Raw genomic sequence first — 3,722 nt, forward strand, 5'->3', positions numbered from 1 at the left:
AGCCCCCGCCGTGAACACGCAACCGCGCTGCCCGCTGGGCTGGCCCGCGCCCGGCCCCGATCAGCAGGGCGGACTCGCCTCGCTGATCGGCCTGGCGCCGCTGGCGGGCCCGTTCTCCTCGGAGGCATTCGCGCTCGGGTCGGTATATCAGCCGCTGCTGCAGCTGGCGGGCCCGGTGCTGTCTCAGATCGCGCCCGTGATCGCGCACTACCAGCCCGTGATCGACCCGTTCATCACCCAGGTGCAGGGCGCGGAAGCCGTTGTGCTGCAGGCGATTCTGCCCTACTACGGCCCGTATCGGGATCAGCTGATCGCGGCCGAGGGCGATCTCGCCCGGCAGCTGGCTCCGGTGCTCGACCAGGCGTACAACAGCGAGCTCGCCTCCTGCTTCGTGGCCTGGCAGGGGCAGATCATCGACCAGGCGAAGGGCGGGCCGATCCACGTCGCGTCGCTGGCTCATCCCGGAACCGTGGTAGAGCTCGGGCCCAAGCCCTGACGCGGGCGAATCCCCCTGTCGAGGCCGTGCCGATAACCGGTCGCGCGTAGGTGTGTCCCGAACCACACACACCTCGGTGTAGATTTACTTGGACATCCAACTATAGGATGGCCGTAAATCTGGCGTGGGACGCCGCAACCGTCGACATCGAGGACTGGCATGGTTCGGGAACTGACACATTTCATCGCCGGCACGCACGTGGCCGGAACCTCCGGTAACTTCGGCGACGTCTACGACCCCAGCACGGGGCAGGTTCAGGCGCGGGTGCCGCTCGCCAGTGTGTCCGAGGTCGAGGCGGCCATCGCGAATGCGGCCGAGGCGCAGCGCGCGTGGGCCGCGTTCAATCCGCAGAAGCGGGCCCGGGTGCTGATGAAGTTCGTCGCCCTGGTCCAGGACGAGCTGGATTCGCTGGCCGCGCTGCTGTCGAGCGAGCACGGCAAGACCATCCCGGACGCCAAGGGCGATATTCAGCGCGGACTCGAGGTGATCGAATTCGCGATCGGCATCCCGCACCTGCTCAAGGGTGAGTACACCGAGAGTGCGGGCACCGGGATCGACGTGTATTCGATGCGGCAGCCGCTCGGTGTGGTCGCCGGCATCACTCCGTTCAACTTCCCTGCCATGATTCCGCTGTGGAAGGCCGGGCCGGCGCTGGCCTGCGGAAACGCCTTCGTACTCAAGCCGTCCGAGCGCGATCCCTCGGTGCCGCTGCGGCTGGCCGAACTCTTCCTCGAGGCCGGGCTGCCCGCCGGTGTGTTCAACGTCGTCAACGGTGACAAGCTGGCGGTCGACACGCTGCTGAACGACGAGCGGATCAAGGCCGTGGGCTTCGTCGGTTCCACTCCGATCGCGCAGTACATCTACGAAACCGCGACCGCGAACGGCAAGCGCGCCCAGTGCTTCGGCGGCGCCAAGAACCACGCGATCGTCATGCCGGACGCCGATCTCGACGATGTCGCCGACCAGTTGATCGGCGCCGGCTACGGCTCGGCGGGAGAACGCTGCATGGCCATCTCGGTGGCGGTGCCGGTGGGCGAGGAGACCGCGGATCGGTTGCGCGCCAAGCTGGTCGAGCGAATCGGCAAGCTGAACGTCGGCCGCTCCGACGATCCGGGCGCGGACTTCGGGCCGCTCGTCGGCCGCGACGGTGTGGATCGGGTGAACAACTACGTGCAGATCGGTGTCGACGAGGGCGCCGAACTGGTGGTCGACGGCCGGGGACTGAAGGTCGCGGGCGCCGAGGACGGATTCTTCGTCGGCGCAACGCTTTTCGACCGCGTCACCCCGCAGATGCGGATCTACCGGGAGGAGATCTTCGGTCCGGTGGTCGCGATCGTGCGCGCCGCCGACTACGAGGAGGCGCTGCGGCTGCCGAGCGAACACGAATTCGGCAACGGCGTCGCGATCTTCACCCGCGACGGTGACACCGCCCGCGATTTCGCCGCGCGCGTGCAGGTGGGCATGGTCGGCGTCAACGTCCCGATTCCGGTGCCGATCGCGTATCACACCTTCGGCGGCTGGAAGGCGTCCGGCTTCGGCGACCTGAACCAGCACGGTCCCGACTCGATCCGCTTCTACACCAAGACCAAGACGGTCACCCAGCGCTGGCCCCAGGGCCTGCGGACCGCGCCGGCCGCGGACGCGGGTGCCGATCACTTCGTCATCCCGACGATGGACTGATCGATGTTCGTACTCGACGAGGACGAACAGGCGATCGTGGACACCGCGCGCGGTTTCGCTGACGAGCTGCTCGCCCCGAACGCCCTGGAATGGGACGAGCACAAGCACTTTCCCATCGACGTGCTGCGCAAGGCCGGCTCGCTCGGCATGGGCGGCATCTACGTCGGTGAGGATGTCGGCGGTTCCGGATTGCGCCGCGTGGACGCGGTGCGGATCTTCGAACAGCTCGCCACCGGCTGCCCGGCGATCGCGGCCTACATCTCCATCCACAACATGGCCGCGTGGATGATCGACAGCTACGGCACCGAGGCCCAGCGCAATCGGTGGCTTCCCGGGCTGACCTCGATGGATCTGCTGGCCAGTTACGCGCTCACCGAACCGGGCGTCGGCTCGGACGCGGCGGCCCTGAGCACCCGGGCGGTTCGCGACGGCGACGACTATCTGCTCACCGGGGTCAAGCAGTTCATCTCCGGGGCGGGCAGCACCGATGTGTATGTGCTGATGGCGCGGACCGACGACGCCGGTTCGCGCGGCATCTCGGCGTTCATCGTGCCCGCGGATACGCCCGGACTGTCCTTCGGCGCCAACGAGAAGAAGATGGGCTGGAACGCGCAGCCGACCCGGCAGGTCATCCTCGACGAGGCCCGGGTGCCGGCGGCGAATCTGCTCGGCGGCGAGGGCAACGGCTTCCGGATCGCGATGAACGGCCTCAACGGCGGCCGGCTCAACATCGCGGCCTGCTCGCTGGGCGGCGGCCAGTCCGCGCTGGAGCGCACCGTGGCATATATGGCCCAGCGCACGGCATTCGGGGCCCGGCTGCTCGACAATGCGGCACTGCAGTTCGACCTCGCCGATATGCGGACGTCACTGGAGGCGGCGCGGACCCTGCTGTGGCGGGCCGCGGCTGCGCTGGACGCCGATGCCGCCGACAAGGTGGAGCTGTGCGCGATGGCCAAGCGATTCGGCACCGATGCCGGATTCGAGGTGGCCAACAAGGCACTGCAATTGCACGGCGGTTACGGCTATCTGGCCGAGTACGGGATCGAGAAGATCGTGCGCGACCTGCGCGTGCATCAGATTCTCGAGGGAACCAACGAGATCATGCGGGTCGTGGTGGCCCGCTCGGTAGTCGGCGCGGCATAAGGGGAAAGACATGACCGAAGCAGAAGTATTGTTCGACAAGCGCGACGGCGTCGGCCTGGTCACGCTCAACCGGCCCAAGGCCATCAACGCGCTCAATCACCCGATGGCGCAGGCTATTCTGTCGACCCTGCGCGAGTGGGCCGACGACGACGAGGTCCGCACGGTGGTGCTGACCGGCGCCGGGGAACGCGGGCTGTGCGCGGGCGGCGATATCGTCGCCATCCACACCGACGCGAAGAACGCCGTGGCGCACGGTGTTTCGCGTCGCGACAGCGCCGATTCGCCGAGCGGCCGGTTCTGGCGGGACGAGTACATCCTCAACGCGTTGATCGGCAACTATCCGAAACCCTATGTGGCCGTGATGGACGGCATCGTGATGGGTGGTGGTGTGGGGCTGTCCGCA

The 3,722-nt window shown here is 67.7% G+C and carries 3 protein-coding genes and 1 pseudogene; all 4 read left to right on the plus strand.

Annotated elements, in window-relative coordinates; all coding sequences use genetic code 11:
- Positions 1 to 496: pseudogene (locus ON23_RS05670) on the plus strand (hypothetical protein); the annotation flags it as partial.
- A gap of 159 nt (positions 497 to 655) precedes the next feature.
- Positions 656 to 2,176: a CoA-acylating methylmalonate-semialdehyde dehydrogenase gene (locus ON23_RS05675; protein WP_039776804.1), complete on the plus strand. Its 1,521-nt coding sequence runs from the start codon at positions 656 to 658 to the stop codon at positions 2,174 to 2,176.
- Between the two features lie 3 nt (positions 2,177 to 2,179).
- Positions 2,180 to 3,319, plus strand: coding sequence for an acyl-CoA dehydrogenase family protein (locus ON23_RS05680; RefSeq protein WP_039776805.1), 1,140 nt, complete (start codon positions 2,180 to 2,182; stop codon positions 3,317 to 3,319).
- Positions 3,320 to 3,329: 10 nt separating this feature from the next.
- Positions 3,330 to 3,722, plus strand: a 393-nt coding sequence (locus ON23_RS05685; protein WP_039776806.1) for an enoyl-CoA hydratase/isomerase family protein, incomplete at its 3' end; no start/stop codon positions are given.

This window comes from Nocardia cerradoensis NBRC 101014, assembly GCF_000308535.1.
In the GTDB taxonomy this organism is placed as follows: domain Bacteria; phylum Actinomycetota; class Actinomycetes; order Mycobacteriales; family Mycobacteriaceae; genus Nocardia; species Nocardia cerradoensis.

What these genes read in the sequence shown, in the direction of transcription:
- ON23_RS05675 (WP_039776804.1), top strand. Translation starts at nt 656, where the DNA reads ATGGTTCGGGAACTGACACATTTCATCGCCGGCACGCACGTGGCCGGA.
- ON23_RS05680 (WP_039776805.1), top strand. Translation starts at nt 2,180, where the DNA reads ATGTTCGTACTCGACGAGGACGAACAGGCGATCGTGGACACCGCGCGC.